Origin of the sequence: Jatrophihabitans sp. (assembly GCA_036399055.1) — a bacterium.
Taxonomy (GTDB): domain Bacteria; phylum Actinomycetota; class Actinomycetes; order Mycobacteriales; family Jatrophihabitantaceae; genus Jatrophihabitans_A.
On sequence record DASWNX010000030.1, the window covers coordinates 146,097 to 169,680 of the forward strand.

Here is a 23,584-nt window from a genome sequence, read left to right on the forward strand (position 1 = left end):
AGCCGGTGCAGTCGCATCACCCACCGCCCGAGTGCGACTGGCCAGCGTGGGCGCTCTGGTAGGCCAGCTCGAACAGCTCGAGTTCGCCGGCTGACGCCTCGAGCCCGGTGACGTGGGAGATGAAGTCCGCGCCGAGCTGGCGGGGGGTCACGGCGAGCGCGGTCGCCGGGGCGTGGTCGCTGCCCGGCCGGGCGCCGGCCGGGGAGTGCAGCACCTGCAGGACATGCGGGAAGTGGGACTTCACCCGGTCGAACAACCGGTCAGGCCGGGACCGGTCGGTGACCGTCACCTGCACCCAGTCCTCGACATGGCGGTCATCGTCCAGCAATTCGGCCAGCTCGCCGGCCAGCTCCGCCATCGCGCGGGGTTGGCGCAGCGGCGCCGCGGTGACCCGGACCGGCTCGCCCGGTCGCAGGTCCACCAACGAGACCGACTTGGTGTGGCCGGCCTCGGAGAAGGAGTACCGCAACGGCGAGCCGGAGTAGCGCAGCAGGACGCCGGAGGAGCCGCGCGGCTGCTGGGCGCCGTGCAGATGACCGAGCGCGACGTAGTCCACGCCGTCGAAGGCGCCGGCCGCGACGCTGTCGACGCCGCCGACCACGATCGAGCGCTCGCTCTCACTCGGCTGGCCACCGACCACGAAAGCGTGCGCGAGGACGACCGACCGGGTGGTCGACGGCCGGCTGGCCAGGTCGTTGCGGACCCGTCGCATCGCGGCCGTCATGACGGCCTGGTGTGAGCGCTCCAGCGGGTGGCCCGGCGGCGCCAGCGCCACCCGGGCGGCGTCGGGATCAAGGTAGGGCAGCGGGTAGACGGCCACCTCGCCATCCTGGTCGGACAGCAGCACCGGCGAGCCGATCGACGCCAGGTCGGTGCGCACCCGCAGCCGCTCGGTGAACAGCTCGGCGCCGAAACCCAGCCGGATCGCCGAGTCGTGGTTGCCGGCCGTGACGATCACCGTGCTGTGCTTGATCAACTCGGCCAGCGTGCTGGCGAACAACGCGACCGCCTCGACCGGCGGCACCGCTCGGTCATAGACGTCTCCGGCGATCAGCACCGCCTCGACCGGCACGCCGTCGGGTGGCTCGGCCACCAGCCGGCAGATCTGGTTCAGCACGTCTGCCTGGGCATCGAGCAGGTCGACGCCGTGCAGCGTGCGGCCCAGATGCCAGTCGGAGGTGTGCAGGAACCGCATACGAAGAAAGTTACAAGCGGTCACCGACAGAATCGCGCAACGACTCAGCCGCCACGGACGACCCGCACAGCTCCGGCCGGCACCAGCAACGCCCGGCTCGCCTCCTCGCCTGTCACCAGTTCGGTCCCGTCGAGCTCGACCGACACCGGTTCGCCGGTGTGGTTGAGCACGAAGGTGAACCGGGCGCCCGTGGCCGCCCGGCGCACCACCACCTCGACTCCCGGCGGCAGGCCCGGCAGCAGCGCTCGCACGCCGGCCTGGGCCAGTATCTCCGACAGCAGGTCGCCGAGGTGGTCGTCGGACAGCGTGGTGCCCAGGTACCAGGCCTGACCCGCGCCGACGCTGTGACGGGTGATCGCCGGCGAGCCGGCCACCGGGCCCTCGGCGTAGCCGGCCAGCTGCTCAGCGCCTTCGGTCCGGCCGAGCTCAGACCAGATCGCGCCGCTGCCGTACTCGGTCAGCGGCGCTGATTCCCCCGCCAGCAACGGGTAGAACTCCTCCATCCGGATGCCGAGCAGCTCGCGCAGCGCGCCGGGGTAACCGCCCAGGTGAAGGTGGTCACGCTCGTCGACGATGCCGGAGAAGTAGGTGACCAGCACGGTGCCGCCGGCCTCGACGAAGGCGGTCAACGCCCGCGCGTGCTCGGCTGAGAGCAGGTACAGGTGCGGCGCCAGCAGCACCCGGTAGCCACTGAAGTCCGCGCGGGGGTGCGTGAAGTCACAGCGCACCCCTGATCGCCACAGCGCTGAGTACAGCTGCCGGGCGCCGGCCATCGGGCTGAGGTCCACCGACGGGTGGGAGTCGAGCTCGGCGGCCCAGCGCGACTGCCAGTCGTGCAGGATCGCCACCTCGGCCGGCTCCACCACGCTGCCGGCCAGCTCGCCCAGGCGGGCCAGGACGCCGCCGAGCTCGAGGACCTCAGCCCAGCGCCGGGAGTCCCGGCCGGCGTGCGGCACGAGGGCGGAGTGGTATTTCTCCGCGCCTGCCGCCGAGGCCCGCCACTGGAAGAACAGCGCCCCGTCCGAGCCCCGGGCGATGTGCTGCAGCGAGTTGCGCGTCATCTCACCCGGCGCCTTGGCCCGGTTGCGGGGTTGCCAGTTGACCGCCGAGGTGGAGTGCTCCATCAGCAGCCAGGGCGAGCCGCCGGCCAGGCCTCGCATCAGGTCCGCGGCCATCGACAGCTCCTCGGCCGGATCGGGGTCATCGACGATCAGGTAGTGGTCGTTGGAGACCAGGTCCAGCTCGCGCGCCCACTGGAAGTAGTCCAGCGGCTTGAAGAAGGACATGAAGTTGGTGGTGACGGGCCGGTCGGAGTGCGCTCGCAGGATGGCCGCCTCGGCCTTGAAGCACTCCAGCAGCTCGTCGGAGGAGAAGCGCCAGAAGTCCAGCTGCTGGGTGGGGTTGACCCAGGTTCCCGACCGCCGCGGCGGCAGGATCTGGTTCCAGTCCGAATAGCGCTGGGACCAGAAGGCGGTGCCCCAGGCGTCGTTGAGCTCGTCCAGGGTGCTGTAGCGCTGCCGCAGCCAGTCCCGGAACGCCACGGCTGAGACGTCGCAGTAGCAGTGGGCGTTGTGGCAGCCGTACTCGTTGTGCACGTGCCACATCAGCACCGCCGGGTGCTGGCCGTAGCGCTCTGCCAGCGCACGGGTCAGCGCGCCGGCAGCCCGCCGGTAGTCCGGGCTGGACGGGCAGAACGCCTGCCGGGAGCCGTAGCTGAGCCGCACCCCCTCGGCGGTCACCGGCAACGACTGGGGATAGCGGTGGGAGAACCAGGGCGGTGGCGAGGCGCTGGCATTGGCCAGGTCCACCCGGATCCCGTTGCTGTGCAGCAGCTCCAGCACGCGGTCCAGCCACCCGAACTCGTAGCGGCCCTCGGCCGGTTCCAGCAGCGCCCAGCTGAAGATCGCGACGCTGACCAGGTTCACACCGGCTTCGCGCATCAGGGCGACGTCCTCAGCCCACATCGCTTCGGGCCACTGCTCCGGGTTGTAGTCACCGCCGAAGGCCAGCGCCGGACGGCCGTCAGCCGACAGCCCCGCCGTGACCTGTCCGATGCCGTTGAGCGCCACAGGGCAATCCTTTCCACCAGGCACGAGGCGAAGCGGGCAGCTTCTCAGCCCTTGCTCGCGCCGAGCGTCAGTCCGGCGATGAACTGCCGTTGCAACAACAGATACACCACCAGGGTCGGTATGACAGTGATCGTGGCGCCGGCGGCGATCAGGTTGTAGTCGGAGAGGAAGTCACCCTGCAGGTTCTTGATGCCGGTGGTGATCGGCAGCCGGTCGCCGCTCTGGATGAACAGCAGTGGCCAGAAGAAGTCGTTGTAGATCCAGATGACTTCCAGAGTGCCAAGCGCCGCCAGCGCCGGCCGGCACAGCGGCAGGATGATGGCGCGGTACTGCCGCCAGACACTGGCGCCGTCGACCAGCGCCGCCTCGGTGAGGTCCTCCGGCAGCGCCTTCATGTAGTTGGACAGCACGAAGGTGCAGAAGCCGACCTGGAACGCCACGTCCACGGCGATCACGCCGTAGTAGGTGTTGAGCAGGCTGCCCGAGTCACTGATCGAGTAGGGCAGCGTGGTGTGCTTGAACATCGCGTAGAGCGGAGCGGCCAGCACCTGCGGCGGCAGCAGGTTGCCGGCGGTGAACATGATCAGCAGGGTGACGTTGAAGCGCCACCGGAACCGGCTCACGGCGAAGGCCATCATCGAGGCGAGCATGATCGTCAGCAGCACCGCCGGCACCGTGATGATCAGGGAGTTCACGAAGTAGGTCTGCAGGCCGGCCCGCTCCCAGGCGGTGCTGAAGTTGTCGAGGTTGAAGCTGCCCCGCAGGCTCCAGTAGCCGTGCGCGTCGACGGCCGCCTTGGGCCGCAGCGCGGTGAAGACCGTCCACAACAGGGGGATCAGCCACAGCACCGACATCGCGATGAGGAACAGGTGAGTGCCGGGGTGGCGCGGGCCCCGGGCCCGCCGGGTCCGGCCCGCGTCCAGAGCGGGCTCGTTGACGGCGGCGCTCACCGCTGCGCCCCGCGGAACGTCCGGACCAGGTAGAAGACGATCGGCGCCAGCGAGATCACCAGCAACAGGACCGCCAGCGCCGAGCCGACCCCGATCACCTGGCCCTCGCCGACCAGGTTCTGGATGACCAGCGCGCTGATCAGCTCCAGGCCGTTGGTGCCTCGGTTGATGACGTAGACGATGTCGAAGGCCCGCAGCGCCTCGATGACGGTGATGACCACCACCACGATGTTGATGGGGCGCATCGCCGGGAACACCACCTGGAAGAAGGTTTGCCTGGCCGAGGCGCCGTCGATGGCGGCGGCCTCCTTCAACGACGGGTCGACCCCTTTGAGCCCGGCCAGGTAGAGCACCATGATGTAGCCGGCATGCCGCCAGGTGGCGGCCACCAGCGCCGCCCACAGGTTGACGCTGGAATCGCCGAACCAGTCCACCGCGCCCGAGGTCCCGGCGGTGCCCAGCAGGTGATTGACCAGGCCGTCATTGCGCTGGTACATCAACTGCCAGATGATCCCGACCAGCACCAGCGAGAGCATCACCGGCGTGAAGAAGATGCTCTGGTAGAGCCGGCTGCCGCGGATCCGCTGGTCCAGCAGCACCGCCAGCAGCAGGCCCAGCGGAGTGGCCACCACTGCCAGGAACAGCAGCCAGATGACGTTGTGCCGCACGGCCAGCCAGAACGGCGGGTAGTCCTGGGTGACGTAGCGGTAGTTCGCCAGGCCGGCGGGACGGATGTCAGACAGCGCCAGGCCGTCCCATCGGGTGAAGGACAGATAGACCGACAGCAGCGTGGGAATCCAGATCAGCACCGCCTGCAGCAAGGTCGGCACGCCGACCATGACGCCGAGCACCAGTTTGTCCCGGCCCGACAGCCGGCGCACCCGACGGCGCCGGCCCGCGACCGTCGGCGAGGGCGCCGGAGCGGTCGTGGGCGGCGCGGCGACCAGCGGCAGATCGGTCACGGCTACTGGGCCGCGTACAGACTCTTGGCCTGCGCCTCAAGACCCTTGATGTCGATGTCGCCGTTCTTCAGAAAGCCCTGCAGGGCCGGCAGCAGCACGTTGTTGGCCATCGCCGGCAGCGCGTCCCGGTCGAAGAACTGGCTGATGTGCTTGGCGTTGGCGATCGCGTCGGCGCATTTCTTGTTCAACGGGGTGTACTTGGAGGTGTCGGCGCCCTTGGCGGTCTGCAGGTTGGAGGTGTCGATCGAGGCGTAGACGTCCTGGCCTTCGGCGGTTCCGAGGTAGGCCAGCAGGTCCTTGGCGGTCTGGTTGCCCCCGCCCCGCTTGGTCAGCATCAGGCCGTCGATCGGCGCCTCGATGGCGTCGGTGCCCTCGACCGCCATGCTGGGGAACGGAAAGAAGTCGATGTCGGCGAGCACGGCCTTGTCGGTGAACTGCTGGGTCACGAACGAGCCGAGCAGGTACATGCCGGACTTCTTCTTGCCCAGCGCGGTGGCCGCCTCCTGCCAGGTGGCGCCGAGCGCCGCCTTGTCCTGATAGGGCAGCAGCGCCTTCCAGTAGTCGAAGACGTCCTTGACCTTCGGCTGGTCCCAGGACTCCTTGTGGGCGCACAGGTCCATGTGGAACTGGTAGCCATTGGTGCGCATGTTGAGGTAGTCGAAGGTGCCCATCGCCGGCCAGCCGTCCTTGTCGGCGAAGCCGATCGGAATCAAGCCGTCCTTCTGCATCCGGACGCAGAGCGCCTTGAGCTCGTCGAAGGTGGCCGGAACCTGGTAGCCCTTGGCGTCCCAGAGGCTCTTGCGGTAGAAGAAACCCCACGGGTAGTTGTAGTTGGGGACGAAGTACTTCTTGCCGTCCTCGCCGGTCGAGGCGTTGGCCAGCGCCTCGGAGAAGTTGCCGCCGATCTTCTCCCAGACGTCGTCGATCGGCGCGGCCAGGCCCTTGCCCGCGTAGTAGCGCATCCGATAGCCGGCGAACCAGGTGAAGGTGTCGTCAGGGCTGCCGTTGAGGTAGGAGTTGATGTTGTTCTGGAAGTCGTTGTGCGGCACGGTGTTGACCTTGACCGTGGCGCCGGACTGCTTGCTGAAGGCGTCGAAGACCGCCTGGTAGGCCCGCTTGGGGACATCGTCGGAGCTGCCGGAGCCGACGCTGGTCGACTTCGACGCCGTCGCCCCGCTGCCGCCCGAGGACGGCTTGTCCCCACCGGTGCAGGCTGCCAGCAGCGGCGCGGCCGCGATCCCCGCGGTCGCCACGCCGAAGCCCTTGAGCAACGTCCGCCGGCTCGGACCTCCTTCGCCTGAATGCTGAAGGAAAGGGAAAGGGGTCGCTGGCATGGTGCCTCCTGGCTGAGGGTTTCGCGTGAGGCTGGTCAGCTACTCACCGGTACCCGCCATTCAGCGGAACGTAACCGCCGCTGTCAAGCACGCTGCCGGTGCGGCGGATAAAATCACACGAGCGCCACTAATCGAGCCGATGCGCCCCGACCGCCGCCGTCACCGTGAAGCTGACGGGTTCGGGGTAATCGCGCCCCGCGAACGCGGCCACCACCGCCAGCGAGGCCGCCCGGGCCTGAGCCGGCTCCATCAGCCCGATCACGCAACCGCCGAAGCCGCCGCCGGTCATCCGGGCGCCGAAGGCGCCGAAGGCCAGCAGCACCTCCACCGCCAGATCCACCTCGGGCACCGTGATCTCGAAGTCGTCGCGCATGCTGGCGTGCGAGGCGGTCAGCAACGGCCCGATCTGGCGTAGCTGACCGGTGCGCAGCAGGTCGGCGCAGGCCAGCGTCCGGTCGTTCTCGGTGATCACGTGCCGGGCCCGCTTGCGCAGCGTCTCATCCGACAACCGGTCCATCGCGTCGCTGAGCTCTTCTAAGCTCAGATCCCGCAGGGCGGGCACGCCGAGCAGCCGGGCGGCCTGCGCGCAGGCCTCGCGGCGCTCGCCGTACGGGCCGTCGGTGAGCTGATGCGGGGCTTTGGTGTCGATCACCAGCAGGGTGAGCCCAGCCGCCTCCAGGTCGAAGGGCACCGGCTCGACGGCCAGGGTCCGCATGTCGCACAGCAGCACCCGGCCGCGCTCGCCGAAGATCGAGGCGAGTTGGTCCATGCCACCCGTCGGGGCGCCGACGAAGTCGTTCTCGGCCTGCCTGGCCACCGCCACCAGCTCCGAGGGCTCCAGGCCCAGCCCCAGGTGGTCGTTGAGCGCCCCGGCGACCGAGCACTCCAGCGCCGCCGAGGAGGACAACCCTGCCCCGGAGGGAACGTCGCCGTCGACCGTGATCGACAACCCCGGCACCTGGTGGCCGCGCTCGCGCAGCGCCCAGGCCACCCCGGCGGCATAGCCGGCCCACTGGTCCTCTTCGGCCAGCGCGCCCGGCGCCAGCTCGTCCAGGGCGAGCTCCACCGGGGCCTCGCGCTGGACGGAGATGATCTCCAGCACCGGTTCGGCCAGCGGGGACACCGTGGCGGTGCAGCCCTGCGGAATCGCCATCGGCAGGCAGAAGCCCTCGTTGTAATCGGTGTGCTCGCCGATCAGGTTGACCCGGCCGGGCGCGCGCCAGGCGCACTCGACCAGCTCGGCTGTCTGCTCGACAGCAGGGGACTCGGACGTGCTAGACATCGCCATCACCTCTCGGATCGGTGAGCTCGGGGCGCAGCTGCTGGAAGAAGTCCCAGGCGTCGGAGACCATCTGGTCCAGGTCCCGGGTGGGCCGCCAGCCCAGGACTGCCGCGGCCTTGTCGTTGGAGGCGATCAGCACCGCAGGGTCGCCGGGGCGGTTGGGCGCGTCCACCGCCGGCGTCGGGCGCCCGGTGATCCGTCGCACCGACTCGATCACCTCGCGCACCGAGGAGCCCGAGCCCGAGCCGAGGTTGCAGATCAGATGACTGCCGCCGCCGCCGCCGTCGCCGGCCGGCTCGCGACTGGCGAGCTCCAGCGCGCGCAGGTGGGCGTCGGCCAGGTCCAGGACGTGGATGTAGTCGCGGACGCAGGAGCCGTCCGCGGTCGGGTAGTGCACCCCGTTGACCAGCAGCTGCTCCCGCTGGCCGGCCGCGACCTGCAGCGCGATCGGGATCAGGTGGGTCTCGGTGGCATGCCGCTCGCCGAGCGAGCCCTGCGGGGTGATCCTGGCTCCGGCGACGTTGAAGTAGCGCAGGCTGACCGCGGAGAACCGGTGCGCTCGGGCGTAGCTGGTCAGCAGGTGGTCCACCGCGAGCTTGCTGGCGCCGTAGGGGTTGGTCGGCCGGGTGGGGGAGGACTCCAGGATCGGCACCGTGTCCGGCTCGCCGTAGGTGGCCGCGGTGGAGGAGAACACGATCCTCCGGACGTCGTGGCGGCGCATCGACTCCAGCAGCGCGAGGCTGCCGACGGTGTTGTTCTGCCAGTACAGCTGCGGGGCGGTCATCGACTCGGGCACCAGCGACTTGGCCGCGAAGTGCACCACCGCGTCGAACCGCCCAGCCGCCAGCACCGGGTCGGCTTCGGTGATGCTCGCTTGGACGAAATCGGCCCCGGCCGGGACCGCGTCGGCATGGCCGGTGGAGAGGTCGTCCAGCACGGTGACCTGATGGCCGGCCTCGAGCAGCTCGGCGGTGACGACGCTTCCGATGTAGCCGGCACCGCCGGTCACGAGTACGCGCATGGTGGCTGGGCTCTCATGTTCGGTTGTCTGGTCGCCGTTGTCTGGCGCCGTGGCGGTCGACCTTACACTCGCAGAAGTTGCCGGGCGAGAAGCGCTCGCCCGCGGCGATGCGCAGGTGGAACAAGAGGAGCGGACCACGTCATGAACGGCACCGTGCTCAATGTCTGCATAGTGCTGGCCCTGATCGTGATCGAGGCCCTGTTCGTGGCCGCCGAGATTGCGCTGGTGTCGCTGCGCGAGGGCCAGGCCCGCACGATGGCCGAGAGCGGCCGTCGGGGCCAGGCGGTCGCCAAGCTGCTGGCTGACCCGAACCGGTTCCTGGCCTCCGTCCAGATCGGGGTCACCTCGACCGCGCTGCTGTCCTCGGCCTTCGGCGCGGTGACGCTGTCGGAGTCGGTCAAGGACAGCCTGACCCGCAACGGCGTCGGCGAGACGCTGGCCGGGTTCGTGGGCATCGTCGGGGTCACCATGATCATCACGTTCGTCACCCTGGTCATCGGCGAGCTGGCGCCCAAGCGGCTGGCGCTGCAGCGTCCCGAGGGCGCCGCGCTGCTGTTCGGGCCCACCCTGGACCGGATGGCCAGCGTGTTCCGACCGCTGATCTGGCTGCTGTCCAAGTCCACCGACCTGGTGGTCCGGGTGCTGGGCGGTGACCCGCACGCCAATCGCGAGAGCATCAGCGAGGAGGAGTTGCGTGGCCTGGTGGCCGCGCACGAGTCGCTGTCCACCGACGAGCGGCGGCTGATCGACGACGTCTTCGCCGCCGGCGAGCGCTCGGTGAGCGAGGTGATGATCTCGCGCACCGAGGTGCTCTTCCTGGAGGCCGGCCTGACCGTCAGCCGGGCCGTCAAGCTGGCCGGTGACTCGCCGCACTCGCGCTACCCGGTGATCGGTGAGAGCAACGACGACGTGCTCGGCTTCGTCCACATCAGGGACCTGATCATGGGGGCCCCGGGCGTGGACCCCTCGACCGACCGGTCGCTGGTGGTCGGTGACCTGGTCCGCGAGGTCAAGGTGCTGCCCGGCTCCAAGAAGGTGCTGGCCGCGCTGAGCGAGATGCGTCGCGAGGGCCACCACATGGCGATCGTGGTCGACGAGTACGGCGGCACCGACGGCATCGTCACGCTGGAGGATCTGATCGAGGAGATCATCGGCGACATCCGTGACGAGTACGACTCCGAGGACTCCACATCCCGACAGCTGACCGGCGGGGTCGTCGAGGTCGATGGCCGGTGCAACCTCGACGAGTTCGCCGAGTACGCCGGCTTCGAGCTGCCCGAAGGGCCCTACGAGACGGCCGGCGGATTCCTGATGGCGCGGCTGGGCAAGCTGCCCCAGGTCGGTGACCGGGTCGAGATCCACGAGCACCTGGTCGAGGTGCTCGAGATCGAGGGCCGGCGCGCGTCGCGGCTGCGGGTCGAGCCGTTGCCCGAGTCCGAAGCGGCCGCGGCGGCGGCCGGCTGAGCGGCGCGGCGCTGAAATCGGTCACTAGCATAGAAATTGACAGGTCGTTTTCGCTGGTGAACTGGCCCGACCCGGCCGATGATGAGTACTGGATAGTCTGAAAAAGCAGCTAAGCCAGCGTCCTTGATGAGGATTTTTCTGTGTCACAACCGCGGTACGCCCCTCGCCGGGCGCGTCTGAAGCTGTCCCTCACCCGAGCCGTCACCAGTGCGGCCGCGCTTGCGGCCCTGGCCATGGTCTGCGGGCCGACGCTGGACCCCTCCAGGGACAGCGCGGGGGCAGTCGCGATGGCGGCTGTGAGCACACCCGGCCCGGCCGAAGCCATCAGCGCGCCCGAGCCGGCGGCGCCGGCTCTGTGGAGCGGGCCGCTGCCGATCCGGCCGTCCCGGATCGCCAAAGCCACGCCGGCCGGCGGCGAAGTCAGCCCGCTGTCGGTCGAGGCGAGCGCGGCCGGCCCGGCCGGAGCGGTCGGGGCACTCGGCATCCCGGTGATGGTGCTGCGGGCCTATCACCTGGCTGCCGACCGGCTCAAGGTCGAGCAGCCGTCCTGCAAGCTGCCCTGGTGGCTGCTGGCGGGCATCGGGCGCACCGAGTCCGGTCACGCCGAGTCCGGCCGGGTGATCGCCGACGGCACCACGCGCGGCCGGATCCTGGGGCCGCGCCTGAACGGCGGGATCGTCGGCGACGCGATCATCACCGACACCGATCACGGCAAGCACGACGGCGACACCGTCTATGACCGGGCGGTCGGGCCGATGCAGTTCATCCCCACCACCTGGGCGCGCTGGGGCGCCGACGGCAACGCCGACGCCAAGACAGACCCCAACAACATCTTCGACGCGACCCTGGCCGCCGGCCGCTATCTCTGCGCCGACGGCCGCGATCTGGCCACTGCCGCCGGTATGCGGGCCGCGGTGCTGAGCTACAACTACTCCGCGCCCTACCTGGCGACCGTGCTGGCCTGGGGCGCGGCCTACCGCGACGGCGTCTCGGCGCTGCCCGACAGCCCGCTGCCGGTGATCAGCGACGTCAACCGGGTGCGCCCGCCGCTGTCGAGCCGGCCGCCGAAGCCGGCGGCCAAGCCCAGCAAGCTGCCCAGCGCCGGCCCGACGGCGGCCTCGTCGACTTCGCGGCCGGCCCCCTCGTCCTCGGCCAGCTCCAGCGCGGCTGAGTCCTCGGCGCCGGTCACCGCCACCCCCACCGCCTCCAGTTGCCCGTCGGCCAGCCCGTCGCCGAGCGGCTCCTCCAGCAGCGCCACTGAGTCCTCGGCGAGGGCCGCAGCCAGCCCCCAGACGGCTAAGCCTCGGACCGGCACGTCCACGTCCACGCCCAGCGCCACGCCCAGTGACGCCGCGCCCAGCGGCTCAGCGACCGGCAGCAGGACGCAGTCCGCCACCGCCCAGGCGGTGGCCTCCGGCTCGACAACGTCCGGCTCGACAACGTCCGGCTCGACATCGTCCGGCTCGACAACGTCCGGCTCGACATCGTCCGGTCCGACCGCCTCACCGAGCCTCAGCAGCTGCGCGCCGTGACCGGTCGGCCAGCCGGGTGCTGAGCGTGCCCGCCCGAGTGGAATGATCTGATTTCGTGAGCAACCAACCGCGGGTCCTGTCCGGCATCCAGCCGACCGGCGAGTCCATGCAGCTGGGCAACTACCTCGGCGCGGTGCAGAACTGGGTTCAGATGCAGGACGGCTTCGACGCCTACTACTGCGTGGTGGACCTGCACGCGATCACCCTGGACCCGCCCGAGCCCGCCGCGCTGCGCCAGCGGACCCGGATCGTGGCCGCCCAGCTGCTGGCCGCCGGGCTGGACCCTGATCGATGCGCGCTGTTCGTCCAGTCCCACGTCCCGGCGCATCCGCAGCTGTCCTGGGTGCTGGAGTGCCTGACCGGCTTCGGCGAGGCCAGCCGGATGACGCAGTTCAAGGACAAGTCGGCCAAGGCCGGCGCCGACCGGCAGGGAGTCGGGCTGTTCACCTACCCGATCCTGCAGGCCGCCGACATCCTGCTCTACCAGGCCGACCAGGTGCCGATCGGCGAGGACCAGCGCCAGCACCTGGAGCTCACCCGCAACCTCGCCCAGCGGTTCAACACCCGCTACGGCCAGACCTTCGTGGTGCCCGAGGCCTTCATCCCGAAGGCGGCGGCCAAGATCCTGGACCTGCAGGACCCGAGCGCGAAGATGTCGAAGTCTCGGCCGGAAGCCGGCACCATCTACCTTTCCGACGACACGGCCACGATCACGAAGAAGATCAAGCGCGCCGTGACCGACCTGGACAACGAGATCCGGTACGACCCGGAGGCTAAGCCCGGCGTCTCGAACTTGCTCGGCATCCTCGGCGCGTTCACCGACCGGACGGCCGAGCAGGTCGCGCTGGAGTTCTCCGGTCAGGGCTACGGCCATCTCAAGACCGCCGTGACCGAGGCGGTGATCGCTTTCGCCCAGCCGTTCGGTCTCCGGACCAGAGAACTGCTGGGCGACGTGGCCGAATTGGATCGGATTCTGGCCCGAGGCGCGGAGAAGGCGCAGTCGGTGGCCGGCGCGACTGTGGCCGACGCCTATGCCAAGGTCGGGTTCCTGCCGGCTGTCGTAGGCTGAGCCCAATGGGAAACCGAATCAAGGTGGGCGTCGCGCTGGCGATACCCGAGCCGCACGCCGCCGTGCTGGGCGGCTGGCGCCGCCGCATCGGCGACCCTGAAGCCGACAAGATCCCGCCGCACGTGACCCTGCTCCCGCCCACCGAGGTCGAGGCCGACCAGCTCGATCTGGTCGAGAAGCACCTGGCCGAGGCCGCCAACGCGGTGGCGCCGTTCACGATGAGGCTTTCGGGCACCGGCACGTTCCGGCCGGTGTCCCAGGTGGTGTTCGTCCAGGTCTCTGCCGGCATCGGCCAGTGCGAGCTTCTGGAACGAGCGGTGCGCCGGGACCCGATCATGCGCGAGGTGGAGTTTCCCTACCACCCGCATGTCACGGTGGGACACGACGTCGCCGATGAGGACCTGGACCAGGCCTACGAGGGTTTGCGTGACTTCGTCGCCCAGTTCAAGATCGAGGGCTTCACGCTGTACGCCCAGGACTCCGACGGCACCTGGCGCCCGCATCGTGAGTATGTCCTGACAGGCTTCTGAGCCGTGCCGCTCAAGGCGGCGTGGGGCCGGCTCCGCTCAGGCGCTGCCATGCGCTGGCAGGCGCTCACACAGGCCAGGCCCGCGGTGGCGCACGTGGCGCAGGCCTACCAGCACTACAAGGGCCACCGCGGCGACCACCTCGCCGCGGCGATCACCTACTTCAGCTTCCTGGCGCTGTTCCCGCTGGTCCTGCTCGGGGTGTCGGTCGCCGCGTTCGTGCTGGCCTCCCAGCCGCAGCTGCAGAAAGAGCTGTTCGACCAGATCAGCACGAGCCTGCCGGGCAGTTTCGGCGAGACCGTCGGCCAGGTCATCCAGGGCGCCATCGACAAGCGGGCCGGGGTCGGGATCCTGGGCCTGGCCGGCGTGGCGCTGACCGGCCTCGGCTGGATCGACAACCTGCGGGGCGCCATCGACACCGTCTGGGGCATCCCGATCCGCAAGCGCTCCTTCCTGGCCAGCAAGGCCGCCGACGCGCTGGTGCTGCTCGGCCTCGGCCTCGGCGTCGTGATCTCGGTCGGTCTGACCGCCGGCGGCACCGCTGCCAGCGGCCTCGTGCTGCGCGTCCTCGGACTTGACGATGTGACCGGCGCGGGCACCGCGAGCTGGCTGCTGGGCATCGTGCTCGGCATCGCCGGGAGCGTGGTGATCTTCGGTTGGCTGATGATCCGGCTGCCCGACATCAAGGTCTCGCGACGGACCGCGGTCCGAGCCACCCTGCTTGCCGCGGTGGGCTTCGAGGCGCTGAAACTCCTCGGCACGTTCTACATCGCCCGGATCACCCAGTCACCGGCCGCCGCTGTGATCGGCCCGGTGGTCGGAGTGCTGGTCTGGATCGACCTGGTGTCGCGCTACCTGCTGTACTGCGTGGCCTGGGCGGCGGTCATCCAGCCCGGTCCGGCGATCACCGAGCAGTCGCTGACCGCCCCGGTGCAGGGCCCCGGACTGCCCAGCGCGGGCGCCGTCACCCGGCCAGCGTCGGCTGGGGCGGTGCTCCCGGCTGGGGCGGTGCTCCCGGGCGGGGCGGTGTCACCGGGCGGGGCGGTGTCACCGGGGGCCGTGGCGGCAGGCCTGCTCAGCGCCGGCGCCGCGCTTGGCGCCGGATCGCTCGCCGCCGTGCAGAGGTGGCGCCACCGAGCCACAGCACGGCGCCGATCAGCGCGCTGACGGGCGCCAGCGCGGCGAGTGCCCAGCGCAGGCCGCCGCGTGGCGCCGCGGGCTCGGCCAGAGCCTGGGAGGTGACCGGGGTCGAGACGGTCGAAGCGGCATCGCGGGCCGGCGGTCCGGCCCGAACCGGTCCGGCCAGCATGCCCACCGGCTCCACCGTCGACTTCAACGCATAACCCCAGTCCAGCAGCGCCCCGGCCTGGCGGAACTGCTCCACCGGATGCCGCTCGCTGCGCAGCAGGATCACCCCGAGTCGGCGGCCGTGCCGCTGGGCGGCGGCGAGGTAGGTGTGCCGGGCGGCGTCGGTGTACCCGGTCTTCACGACCAGGGCGCCGGGCACCGTGCTCAGAAAGTCCTGGGAGTGGTTGTCGAACTGGTAGGGCCCTACCCGGCCGTGCTTGCTGGCTCGCGGCGGAAAGCCGGCGCTGGGCAGCCGGCTGTAGGCCACCAGCCGAGGCTGGTTGACGAAGGCGCGCAACACCAGCGCCATGTCATAGGCAGAGGTGAGCTGCTGCCAGCCGTCAAGGCCCGAGGGGGTCTGGACGACGGTGTCGTAGGCGCCCAGCTTGGCCGCGTAGGCGTTCATGCTGGCCACGGTGCGAGCCACCCCGCCATTGGCCTGGGCCAGGGCGATGGCGGCGTCGTTGGCCGAGATCAGGAACAGCGCGGAGAACAGCTGGTCGACCGAGTACCTGGCGCCGGCCAGCAGACCGACCGCCGAGCCCTCGGCCACAGCGGCTTGCGGTGAGACTGTCACCACCCGCCGGCCCGGCAGGTTCGGGGCGACGCTGAGCGCGGTCAGCACCTTGAGGATGCTGGCCGGCTGGTAACGCCCGTGCGGGTCGCGGGCGGCCAGCACGGCGCCGGAGTCCAGGTCGGCCAGGATCCAGCCGCGCGCCCGGATGCCTCTGGGCAACGCGGGCGCGCCGGGCGGCGCCACCAGACCGCGGCTGGTCAGGTGCGGCCCGCCCGGCGCCACGCCGTCGGGCGCCCAGCCGCCGGCCGGCGGGTGCGGGTCCGGAGTGCTCGGGGAGCTACCGCCCGAGGTGGGCTTGGGCGCCGCCGGTGAGGCGGCCAGGGCGTCGCTGGGGCCGGTCAGCAGCGCCAGCGAGGTGATCACCGCGAGCGCCAGTCCGGCCGCTCGGCGGCTCGGGACCTGCTGAGCTGGCACCGGCTCAGGCTACCCAGCCCAGGCCCCTACCAGTCAACGACGAGCCGAGCTCAACCCGGCCAGGGCGGGGAAGATAATGGCGGTATGCGGCTGAGCAGGCGGGTGTCGGGATTGCTGATCGGCTTCGGAGTGTGGTCCTGGATCATCTGGCCCACCTTTCTGAAGAACGTCTGGCAGGACGAGCGTTCCTGGCAGGACGGTCCCACCGGGTTCTTCCTGGTGCACCTGGCGCTGACCGTGGTGTCGCTGGCGCTGGGCGCGGCCATCGGGTGGCTGGGAGTCCGCGGCTGGCAGGCGGCTCGCCGACCGGTCACCGAGGCGGCGGGCCGCCCTGACTCCAGCCGAACTTCCCGGTGAGCCGAAACCGTCGCGCCGCGCCGCGGCGAGGCCTGGCCGGCGGCCGGCACTGGTCGGGCGCAGTCATCGAGTAGCCCTATCGCCGAGCCGACCGGCCTGAGAAGATTATCCTAGTTGCACCATTTGACTCACCGGCTTATCAAGGCGACTGGGACAAGGAGTCCATCCATGGCCGAGACCACCGATGGCAGGAGGCAAACCCGAGCCGACGAGGTGCGGGCGGGTCGCACCGATGACGCCCGGGGCGCCATCAAGCCGTTCGTGCCCGGGCTGCAAGGTGAGCTGCTGGCCGAGTTCTGCGGCACCTTCATCCTGATCCTGTTCGGACTCGGTGTGGTGGCCCAGGTCGCCGGCGCTGGAATCGGCGATCACGACAGCATCGCCTGGGCCTGGGGGCTGGGCGTGACGCTGGGCATCTACGTCGCGGGCAAGGTCAGCGGTGCGCACCTCAATCCGGCGATCTCGGTCGCGCTGGCGGTGTTTTCCGGCTTCTCCTGGCGCAAGGTGCTGCCCTACTCGCTGGCCCAGACCGCCGGCGCCTTCGCGGCCGCGATCCTGGTGCGGTGGAACTACACCGAGGTGCTGGCCAAGGCCGACCCCGGGCACACTCTCAAGACCCAGGGGGTCTTCTCCACGCTGCCCGGCAACGGCGTCCTGCCTGTCAGCGAGTACGGCGCGCTGCGTGATCAGATCATCGGCACCGCAATCCTGGTGTTCGTCGTCTTCGCGCTCACCGATGCCCGCAACCAGTCCCCGCTGGCCAACCTGGCGCCGTTTCTGATCGGGTTGCTGGTGGTCGGGATCGGCATGGCCTGGGGAACCAACGCCGGCTACGCGATCAACCCGGCCCGCGACTTCGGACCGCGGCTGGCCTCGTTCGTCACCGGTTACGGCACCGCGTTCAGGGACCAGTACGGCAACTTGTTCTTCTGTGTGCCGATAGTCGGGCCGCTTATCGGCGCGGTGGTGGGCGGCGGCATGTACCGCGCCCTGATCGCCAAGCACCTGCCGACCGAGGAGCAGATCGCCGCCAACGAGTCCTGAACCACTTTCCCCGCAGCCCGCTCAGCAGAGCAGCCTGCCAGCCGCAGCCCAGCAGGATTCGTCCCGTCCAAAGGAGATCCACATGGCCGACTTCGTCGGAGCTATCGACCAGGGAACCACCAGCACCCGCTTCATGATCTTCGACCATGACGGCAACGAGCGAGGCAAGCACCAGCTCGAGCACTCCCAGATCCTGCCGCAGGCCGGCTGGGTGGAGCACAACCCGGTCGAGATCTGGGAGCGCAGCAGCGCGGTGTTGCAGACCGCGATCAACGCGGCGGGACTGTCGACCTCGGACTTCGCCGCGCTGGGGATCACCAACCAGCGCGAGACCGCGGTGGTCTGGAACCGCAAGACCGGACGGCCCTACTACAACGCCATCGTCTGGCAGGACACCCGCACCGACCGGATCGCCTCGGCCCTGGAACGCGAAGGCAAGGGCGAGGTGATCCGGGCCAAGGCCGGCCTGCCGCCGGCGACCTACTTCTCGGCAGGCAAGGTGCAGTGGATTCTGGAGAACGTCGACGGTGTCCGGGCTGCCGCCGAGGCAGGTGACGCGGTGTTCGGCAACACCGACAGCTGGCTGATATGGAACCTGACCGGTGGAACCCGCGGCGGGGTGCACGTCACCGACGTCACCAACGCCAGCCGGACGATGCTGATGAATCTGCAGACGCTGGACTGGGACGATGAGCTGCTGTCGTTCTTCGACATACCGCGCTCGATGCTGCCCGAGATCCGGCCGTCCTCGGACCCGGCCGGCTACGGCGAGATCAGCGTTCCCGGCGCGGCGGGCATTGCGCTGACCGGTGACCTCGGCGACCAGCAGGCCGCCACCGTCGGCCAGGTCTGCTTCGCTCCCGGCGAGGCCAAGAACACCTACGGCACCGGCAACTTCATGCTGCTCAACACCGGTGAGGAGCTGGTCCGCAGCGAGAACGGCCTGCTCACCACGGTGTGTTACCAGTTCGGCCAAGACAAGCCGGTCTACGCCCTGGAAGGCTCCATCGCGGTCACCGGTTCGGCCGTGCAGTGGCTGCGCGACCAGCTCGGCATTATCTCCGGCGCCAGCGAGGTCGAGGCCCTGGCCCGCCAGGTCACCGACAACGGCGGCATGTACTTCGTCCCGGCCTTCTCAGGGCTGTTCGCGCCGTACTGGCGCTCCGACGCCCGGGGCGCGATCGTCGGGCTGTCGCGCTTCAACACCAACGCCCATCTGGCGCGAGCTACCCTGGAATCGATCTGCTACCAGAGCCGAGACGTGATCGAAGCGATGGCGCAGGATTCCGGCGTCACCCTCGAGGTGCTGAAGGTGGACGGGGGAGTGACGGCCAACAACCTGTGCATGCAGATGCAGGCTGACATCCTCGGGGTTCCGGTCAGCCGTCCGGTAGTGGCCGAGACGACCGCGCTCGGCGCCGCCTACGCGGCGGGGCTGGCCGTCGGATTCTGGAAGGACACCGATGAACTTCGGGAGAACTGGAATGAGTCCCAGCGCTGGTCCCCGGAGTGGACCGACGAGCAGCGCGCCGGCGGCTACGCCGGCTGGAAGAAAGCCATCGAGCGCACACTGGACTGGGTCGACGTCGACTGAAGGCCCTGTCCCGGACGTTGCAAAGAAAGGCAGTCAATGACCGCCAACGCCATGTCACCGGCCAATCGCGACGAGGCCCTGGCCGCCATGCGCGAGGCTCCCGAGCTCGACGTGCTGATCGTCGGAGGCGGTGTGGTGGGCGCCGGCGCCGCCCTGGACGCGGTGACCCGTGGCCTGTCGACGGCGATCGTGGAGGCGCGCGACTGGGCCAGCGGCACGTCCAGCCGCTCCAGCAAGCTGATTCACGGCGGCCTCCGCTACCTGGAGATGCTGGACTTCGGCCTGGTGCGCGAGGCGTTGCATGAACGCGGCCTGCTCACCCAGCACATCGCGCCGCACCTGATCCGGCCGGTGCCGTTCCTCTACCCGCTCACTCACCGGGTGTGGGAACGGCCCTACGTCGGGGCGGGCGTGCTGCTCTACGACACGATGGGCACCGCCGGCGGCAGCTCCCGCGGGCTGCCGCACCACCGGCATCTGAGCAAGCGCCGGGCGCTGCGGGAGGCGCCCTGCCTGTCGCCGGACTCGCTCACCGGGGCGGTGCAGTACTGGGACGCCCAGGTCGACGACGCTCGGCACACCATGACGGTGGTGCGGACGGCGGTGGCCTTCGGCGCGCTGGCGGCCAACCGCACCCGGGTCCTGGACTTCTGCCACCAGGGCGGGCGGGTCACCGGCGCCCGGGTGGTGGACCTGGAGACCGGTGAGGAGTTCGACGTCCGGGCCAAGCAGGTGATCAACGCCACCGGGGTCTGGACCGATGAGACCCAGCAGCTGGCCGACACCCGCGGCCAGTTCCAGGTCAGGGCCTCCAAGGGCGTGCACCTGGTGGTGCCCAGGGACCGGCTGCAGTCGAGCACCGGGATCATCCTGCGCACCGAGACCAGCGTGCTGTTCGTGATCCCGTGGGGCCGGCACTGGATCATCGGCACCACCGACACGGATTGGAACCTCGACCTGGCGCACCCGGCGGCCAGCGCGCGTGACATCGACTACTTGCTGGACCAGGTCAACTCGGTGCTGTCCTCACCGCTGTCGCGGGCCGACGTCGAGGGCGTCTACGCCGGGCTGCGACCGCTGCTGTCCGGCGAGTCGGAGTCAACCTCGAAGCTGTCCCGTGAGCACGTGGTCGGGCATCCGGTGCCCGGGCTGGTGGTGATCGCCGGCGGCAAGTACACCACCTACCGGGTGATGGGCCGCGACGCCGTCGACGAGGCGGTCCGTGGGATGGACGGCAGAGTGCCGGACTCGGTCACCGAGAAGATCCCGCTGGTCGGCGCCGAAGGCTGGGAGGGGGTGCGTAACCAGCGTCATCAACTGGCCGCCCGATCCGGCCTGCACGTGGTGCGCATCGACCACCTGCTCGGACGCTACGGCAGCCTGATACACGAGGTGCTCGACCTGATCGCCGCGGACCCGTCGCTGGCCGAGCCGCTGCCCGGAGTCGATGACTACCTGCGCGCCGAGGTGGTCTACGCCGTGACGCACGAGGGCGCCCGGCACCTGGACGACGTGCTGGCCCGGCGAACCCGGGCTTCGATCGAGGCCTGGGACCGGGGGGTGTCGGCCGCGCCGGTGGCGGCCAAGCTGATGGCCGCCCACCTCGGCTGGGACAAGGCGCACATCGCCACCGAGGTCGAGCATTACCTGGCCAGGGTCGCCGCTGAGCGGGAGTCCCAGGAGCAGCCCGACGACGCCACCGCCGACGCCGCCCGGCTCGGCGCGGTCGACATCGTCCCGCTGACGCCGCTGACCCCCCGCGCCTCCTGAGCCTTCTCGCGCGCGTCCTTCCCCGCGCGCGTCCTTCCGCGCGCGTCCTTTCCCGCGCGTCCTTTCCCGCGCGTCCTTCCGCGCGCGTCCTTCCGCGCGCGTCCTTCCCGCGCGTCCTTCCCCGCGCGTCATGCTCTGCGGTGGTCATGACCACCGCAGAGCATGACGCTGGCTCAGTGAGCCCCAGGACGCCAGGCTGGCCGGGTCAGGCGTGGGCCGTGACGATGATGCGGTCGCGCGGGCCCGACAGCGGCTTCTGGTAGGTGAAGGCGGTGCTGGTGACGTCGCGGAACCCGCACGTCTGGACCTGCTGGCGCAGGTAGGCCTGAGAGAACCAGAAGTACCCCGGCACCTTTGGATTCTCCTGCACCTCGGCGTCGGTGCGCGGCGGGTCATTGGACAGGACCAGCGCGCCACCCTCGGGCAGCCAGGACTTGAAGCGCTCGAGAAGGGACTGCAAGCCGGTCCCAGGATCGTAGAGGTGGCCAGGGCTGCCGTCGGCGTAGAGCACGGTCCACGGGCCGGGGGGCGGCGTCCAGTCGAGGACGTCGGCGCACACCGCGTCGACGCCCTTGGCCGTTGCCAGTTCGACCGCCTGCTCCAGCGCGTCCACCCCGAGCACCCGGAAGCCGTCGGCCGCGATCCCGGCCTCGATCATCGCGTTCCCGCACCCGACGCTCAGGAGCCCGGGGTCCGGGCTCTCAGCGAGCAACCGGCGGAGCGTTTCGGCCATGAACTGCTGGTAAGGAGCGCTGGACGTGGCCGGGGTGGTCACGTCGCCCCGTCCCGCGCCCTTCTCCCAGATGTGATAAATGCTGGGTTCACCGTCGTTGTCGTGCAGGTAGTAGTCGCGGACCGCTTGAACCTGCTCGGTGTCAGACATCTGGATATCCTTCCTCGCGTGTGACCCGAATTGCGCGTGTCTTTGCTGACCCGTGAATGGATTGTCGCGCGATGGCGTGGTAGCGCAATGGCGCCTGGCGCCGCGGTCGTGACGGTGATGGCGCCTGGCGTCTGGCGCCGCGGTCGTGACGGTGATGGCGCCTGGCTCCGCGGTCGTGCCGGTGACATCGAGGCGAGGGACCCGGGCGTCCTGGCCCGCCTCCTGCGGCATGCCGGTCATGACGTCCGCCGAGGTCGAGCATCACCGCGCGTCATGCTCTGCGGTGGTGATGACCACCGCAGAGCATGACGCTTGACGCCGAGGGCAGTCCGTCCACAGCGGCCAAGCCCGTCCACAGAAGAGCGCCGAACCGGTGTCTAGGGCGGCACGGAGCCGCATGCTGCTGCCATGCCAAGCCGTGCGGAGACCAACCCTGGCGTTTGGACACCGAGGGCCGTCATGTCCCGTTCGGCGCTGTACGCCTCCGGCGTGAGCCAGAACCGGTTACGGGCCCAGCTGGCGGCGGGCCGCTGGCAGCTGTGCGGTCGGGCGGTGGTGCTGCACAACGGTCCGTTGCCCAGACGCCAACTGTGGGATGCGGCATTGATCAACGTCGGCCCACGGGCGATGCTGACCGGCTTCACGGCGGCCGAGCACCTGGGTCTGCGCGGGTGGGTGAGGAACTGGGTCGACGTGCTTGCCCCGGCTGGCGCCACCGCGCCGGACGTCGCGGGCCTGCCCATCCGGCTGCACCGGACGAGGTTGTGGCAGGTCGCCGGAGATGCGACGGCCTATCGATGTCAAGCCCTTCCGTTGGCTCTGGTCATCGCGGCTCGCGACTTCGACAGTCCGAGGCCTGCCTGTGGACTGATGGCCGCAGCCGTGCAGCAGCGGCTGGCTGACGCGCCGGCGCTGCTGCGGGCGGTTCAGTCACCGCATTGCACCAGGCACCGACCGAGCCTGAGGGCAGCGCTGGGCGACATCGCCGGCGGATCGCAGGCATTGAGTGAGCTCGACTTCGCCGCACTCTGCCGCCGACACCGGTTACCTGCTCCGATCAAGCAGGCGGTACGCCTGGACGGCATGGGCAGGCGGCGATACCTGGACGCCTCGTGGCGGCGGCGGGACGGCAGGCTGATCGGAGTCGAGGTTGACGGCGCGCTGCATCTGCGTCCTCAGCACTGGTGGGCAGATCAACAGCGGCAGAACGAGCTGGTGCTTGATGACACCATGATCCTGCGCTTCCCTAGCTTCGTCCTACGAACGGAGGAAGCGACTGTCGCCCGCCAGCTCCGACGAGCGTTGTGGCTATAAGCCGCCGCGCGTCATGCCCTGCGGTCGTGATAGCCACCTGTCAGCATGACGCGAGGGGCATGACGCGCGGGTGTCAGCCGCCGCGCGAGACCCAGCCTCGCGGTGAGGCGACCGGACGCGTGAGGGCTCAGACGCGGCGGAACAGCAGCGCCTGCTTGACTTCGGAGATCGCCTTGGTGATCTGGATGCCGCGGGGGCAGGCCTCGGTGCAGTTGAAGGTGGTCCGGCAGCGCCAGACGCCTTCGCGGTCGTTGAGGATCTCCAGCCGTTCCTCAGCGCCCTGGTCCCGGGAGTCGAAGATGAACCGGTGCGCGTTCACGATCGCGGCCGGCCCGAAGTACGAGCCGTCGGTCCAGAACACCGGGCAGGACGTCGTGCAGGCGGCGCACAGGATGCACTTGGTGGTGTCGTCGTAGCGGTCGCGGTCGGCCTGGGACTGCAACCACTCCTTGGTCGGCGGGTTGCCGCCGGTGATCAGGAACGGCTTGACCGCGCGATAAGCCTCGAAGAACGGCTCCATGTCGACGACCAGGTCCTTCTCGACCGGCAGCCCCTTGATCGGCTCGATGGTGATCTTGGCCGGCATGTCCTTCATCAGCACCTTGCAGGCCAGCCGGTTGACGCCGTTGATCCGCATCGCGTCCGAGCCGCACACCCCGTGCGCACAGGACCGGCGGAAGGTCAGCGTGCCGTCCTGCTCGTCCTTGATCTTCATCAGCAGGTTGAGCACCCGGTCAGTGGGGTACGCCTGCACCTGGTAGGTCACCCAGCTGACCTCGTCAGAGACCTCTGGGTTGTACCGGCGGATCTTGACCTCGACGGTGCGCGCCTGCGGCGCCTCGACGGCGGCGGAGCGGCGTTCGGTTACAGGGGTCATAA

At 69.9% G+C, this 23,584-nt stretch carries 20 protein-coding genes; 10 read left to right on the forward strand and 10 right to left on the reverse strand.

Annotated features, from left to right (window positions below; translation table 11 throughout):
• Positions 1–16 precede the first annotated feature (16 nt).
• From VGB75_13485 to galE, 7 genes are all read right to left on the reverse strand, one after another.
• Positions 17–1,195 (reverse strand): exonuclease SbcCD subunit D, encoded by a 1,179-nt coding sequence (locus VGB75_13485; protein HEY0168048.1) that lies wholly within the window; start codon positions 1,193–1,195, stop codon positions 17–19.
• A 44-nt stretch (positions 1,196–1,239) separates the two neighbouring features.
• Positions 1,240–3,264 (reverse strand): beta-galactosidase, encoded by a 2,025-nt coding sequence (locus VGB75_13490; protein ID HEY0168049.1) that lies wholly within the window; start codon positions 3,262–3,264, stop codon positions 1,240–1,242.
• Between the two features lie 44 nt (positions 3,265–3,308).
• Complete coding sequence (locus VGB75_13495) at positions 3,309–4,214, reverse strand: carbohydrate ABC transporter permease (GenBank protein ID HEY0168050.1); 906 nt, start codon at positions 4,212–4,214, stop codon at positions 3,309–3,311.
• Entirely contained in the window at positions 4,211–5,176 is a 966-nt protein-coding gene (locus VGB75_13500; GenBank protein ID HEY0168051.1) for a sugar ABC transporter permease, read from the reverse strand. The genes VGB75_13495 and VGB75_13500 overlap by 4 nt, the downstream gene beginning before the upstream one ends.
• Before the next feature lie 2 nt (positions 5,177–5,178).
• A complete protein-coding gene (locus VGB75_13505; GenBank protein HEY0168052.1) occupies positions 5,179–6,510 on the reverse strand; it encodes an ABC transporter substrate-binding protein in 1,332 nt (443 codons plus the stop codon).
• A 127-nt stretch (positions 6,511–6,637) separates the two neighbouring features.
• Positions 6,638–7,792 carry a galactokinase gene (gene galK, locus VGB75_13510; GenBank protein ID HEY0168053.1) on the reverse strand — a complete coding sequence of 385 codons (1,155 nt, stop codon included), beginning with the start codon at positions 7,790–7,792 and terminating at the stop codon, positions 6,638–6,640.
• Positions 7,785–8,801 (reverse strand): UDP-glucose 4-epimerase GalE, encoded by a 1,017-nt coding sequence (galE, locus tag VGB75_13515; protein ID HEY0168054.1) that lies wholly within the window; start codon positions 8,799–8,801, stop codon positions 7,785–7,787. The genes galK and galE overlap by 8 nt, the downstream gene beginning before the upstream one ends.
• A 153-nt stretch (positions 8,802–8,954) precedes the next feature.
• Here galE and VGB75_13520 point away from each other — a divergent pair, with 153 nt between their 5' ends.
• The 5 genes from VGB75_13520 (at position 8,955) to VGB75_13540 (ending at position 14,572) form a co-directional block, all read left to right on the forward strand.
• On the forward strand, positions 8,955–10,277 hold the full coding sequence (locus VGB75_13520) for a hemolysin family protein (GenBank protein HEY0168055.1): 1,323 nt from the start codon (positions 8,955–8,957) through the stop codon (positions 10,275–10,277).
• Between the two features lie 140 nt (positions 10,278–10,417).
• The gene (locus VGB75_13525; GenBank protein ID HEY0168056.1) at positions 10,418–11,809 is read left to right on the forward strand and encodes a hypothetical protein; all 1,392 of its coding nucleotides are present in this window, start codon (positions 10,418–10,420) and stop codon (positions 11,807–11,809) included.
• Positions 11,810–11,864: 55 nt separating this feature from the next.
• Positions 11,865–12,878: a tryptophan--tRNA ligase gene (gene trpS / locus VGB75_13530; protein HEY0168057.1), complete on the forward strand. Its 1,014-nt coding sequence runs from the start codon at positions 11,865–11,867 to the stop codon at positions 12,876–12,878.
• A gap of 5 nt (positions 12,879–12,883) precedes the next feature.
• Positions 12,884–13,408: a 2'-5' RNA ligase family protein gene (locus VGB75_13535; GenBank protein ID HEY0168058.1), complete on the forward strand. Its 525-nt coding sequence runs from the start codon at positions 12,884–12,886 to the stop codon at positions 13,406–13,408.
• Positions 13,409–13,411: 3 nt separating this feature from the next.
• Positions 13,412–14,572, forward strand: coding sequence for a YhjD/YihY/BrkB family envelope integrity protein (locus tag VGB75_13540; protein HEY0168059.1), 1,161 nt, complete (start codon positions 13,412–13,414; stop codon positions 14,570–14,572).
• Here the strand turns inward: VGB75_13540 and VGB75_13545 are convergent.
• Entirely contained in the window at positions 14,481–15,743 is a 1,263-nt protein-coding gene (locus VGB75_13545; protein ID HEY0168060.1) for a hypothetical protein, read from the reverse strand. The genes VGB75_13540 and VGB75_13545 overlap by 92 nt on opposite strands.
• Before the next feature lie 84 nt (positions 15,744–15,827).
• Between VGB75_13545 and VGB75_13550 the strand changes: the two genes are divergently transcribed.
• The 4 genes from VGB75_13550 to VGB75_13565 all read left to right on the forward strand — a co-directional run bounded on the left by VGB75_13550 (position 15,828) and on the right by VGB75_13565 (position 20,508).
• Positions 15,828–16,100, forward strand: a complete 273-nt coding sequence (locus VGB75_13550) for a hypothetical protein (GenBank protein ID HEY0168061.1) — start codon at positions 15,828–15,830, stop codon at positions 16,098–16,100.
• A gap of 168 nt (positions 16,101–16,268) precedes the next feature.
• A complete protein-coding gene (locus VGB75_13555) occupies positions 16,269–17,144 on the forward strand; it encodes an MIP/aquaporin family protein (GenBank protein ID HEY0168062.1) in 876 nt (291 codons plus the stop codon).
• Between the two features lie 82 nt (positions 17,145–17,226).
• Positions 17,227–18,738 carry a glycerol kinase GlpK gene (gene glpK, locus VGB75_13560; protein ID HEY0168063.1) on the forward strand — a complete coding sequence of 504 codons (1,512 nt, stop codon included), beginning with the start codon at positions 17,227–17,229 and terminating at the stop codon, positions 18,736–18,738.
• A 36-nt stretch (positions 18,739–18,774) separates the two neighbouring features.
• Complete coding sequence (locus tag VGB75_13565; protein HEY0168064.1) at positions 18,775–20,508, forward strand: glycerol-3-phosphate dehydrogenase/oxidase; 1,734 nt, start codon at positions 18,775–18,777, stop codon at positions 20,506–20,508.
• A 205-nt stretch (positions 20,509–20,713) separates the two neighbouring features.
• On the opposite strand, the gene VGB75_13570 is transcribed toward VGB75_13565, so the two are convergent.
• Complete coding sequence (locus VGB75_13570) at positions 20,714–21,391, reverse strand: class I SAM-dependent methyltransferase (GenBank protein ID HEY0168065.1); 678 nt, start codon at positions 21,389–21,391, stop codon at positions 20,714–20,716.
• Positions 21,392–21,850: 459 nt separating this feature from the next.
• On the opposite strand from VGB75_13570, the gene VGB75_13575 reads away from it, so the two are divergent.
• Complete coding sequence (locus VGB75_13575) at positions 21,851–22,705, forward strand: hypothetical protein (protein ID HEY0168066.1); 855 nt, start codon at positions 21,851–21,853, stop codon at positions 22,703–22,705.
• A gap of 127 nt (positions 22,706–22,832) precedes the next feature.
• Here VGB75_13575 and VGB75_13580 read toward each other — a convergent pair whose 3' ends face one another.
• The gene (locus VGB75_13580) at positions 22,833–23,582 is read right to left on the reverse strand and encodes a succinate dehydrogenase iron-sulfur subunit (GenBank protein HEY0168067.1); all 750 of its coding nucleotides are present in this window, start codon (positions 23,580–23,582) and stop codon (positions 22,833–22,835) included.
• Between the last annotated feature and the right edge of the window lie 2 nt (positions 23,583–23,584).

Bases quoted from the DNA above. Each gene is read 5' to 3' on its own strand.
- VGB75_13575 (HEY0168066.1), top strand. From the start codon at position 21,851: ATGTCCCGTTCGGCGCTGTACGCCTCCGGCGTGAGCCAGAACCGGTTA.
- VGB75_13485 (HEY0168048.1), bottom strand. From the start codon at position 1,195: ATGCGGTTCCTGCACACCTCCGACTGGCATCTGGGCCGCACGCTGCAC.
- VGB75_13505 (HEY0168052.1), bottom strand. From the start codon at position 6,510: ATGCCAGCGACCCCTTTCCCTTTCCTTCAGCATTCAGGCGAAGGAGGT.
- VGB75_13535 (HEY0168058.1), top strand. From the start codon at position 12,884: ATGGGAAACCGAATCAAGGTGGGCGTCGCGCTGGCGATACCCGAGCCG.
- VGB75_13565 (HEY0168064.1), top strand. From the start codon at position 18,775: ATGACCGCCAACGCCATGTCACCGGCCAATCGCGACGAGGCCCTGGCC.
- glpK (HEY0168063.1), top strand. From the start codon at position 17,227: ATGGCCGACTTCGTCGGAGCTATCGACCAGGGAACCACCAGCACCCGC.
- VGB75_13580 (HEY0168067.1), bottom strand. From the start codon at position 23,582: ATGACCCCTGTAACCGAACGCCGCTCCGCCGCCGTCGAGGCGCCGCAG.
- VGB75_13555 (HEY0168062.1), top strand. From the start codon at position 16,269: ATGGCCGAGACCACCGATGGCAGGAGGCAAACCCGAGCCGACGAGGTG.
- galK (HEY0168053.1), bottom strand. From the start codon at position 7,792: ATGTCTAGCACGTCCGAGTCCCCTGCTGTCGAGCAGACAGCCGAGCTG.
- VGB75_13570 (HEY0168065.1), bottom strand. From the start codon at position 21,391: ATGTCTGACACCGAGCAGGTTCAAGCGGTCCGCGACTACTACCTGCAC.
- VGB75_13520 (HEY0168055.1), top strand. From the start codon at position 8,955: ATGAACGGCACCGTGCTCAATGTCTGCATAGTGCTGGCCCTGATCGTG.
- VGB75_13550 (HEY0168061.1), top strand. From the start codon at position 15,828: ATGCGGCTGAGCAGGCGGGTGTCGGGATTGCTGATCGGCTTCGGAGTG.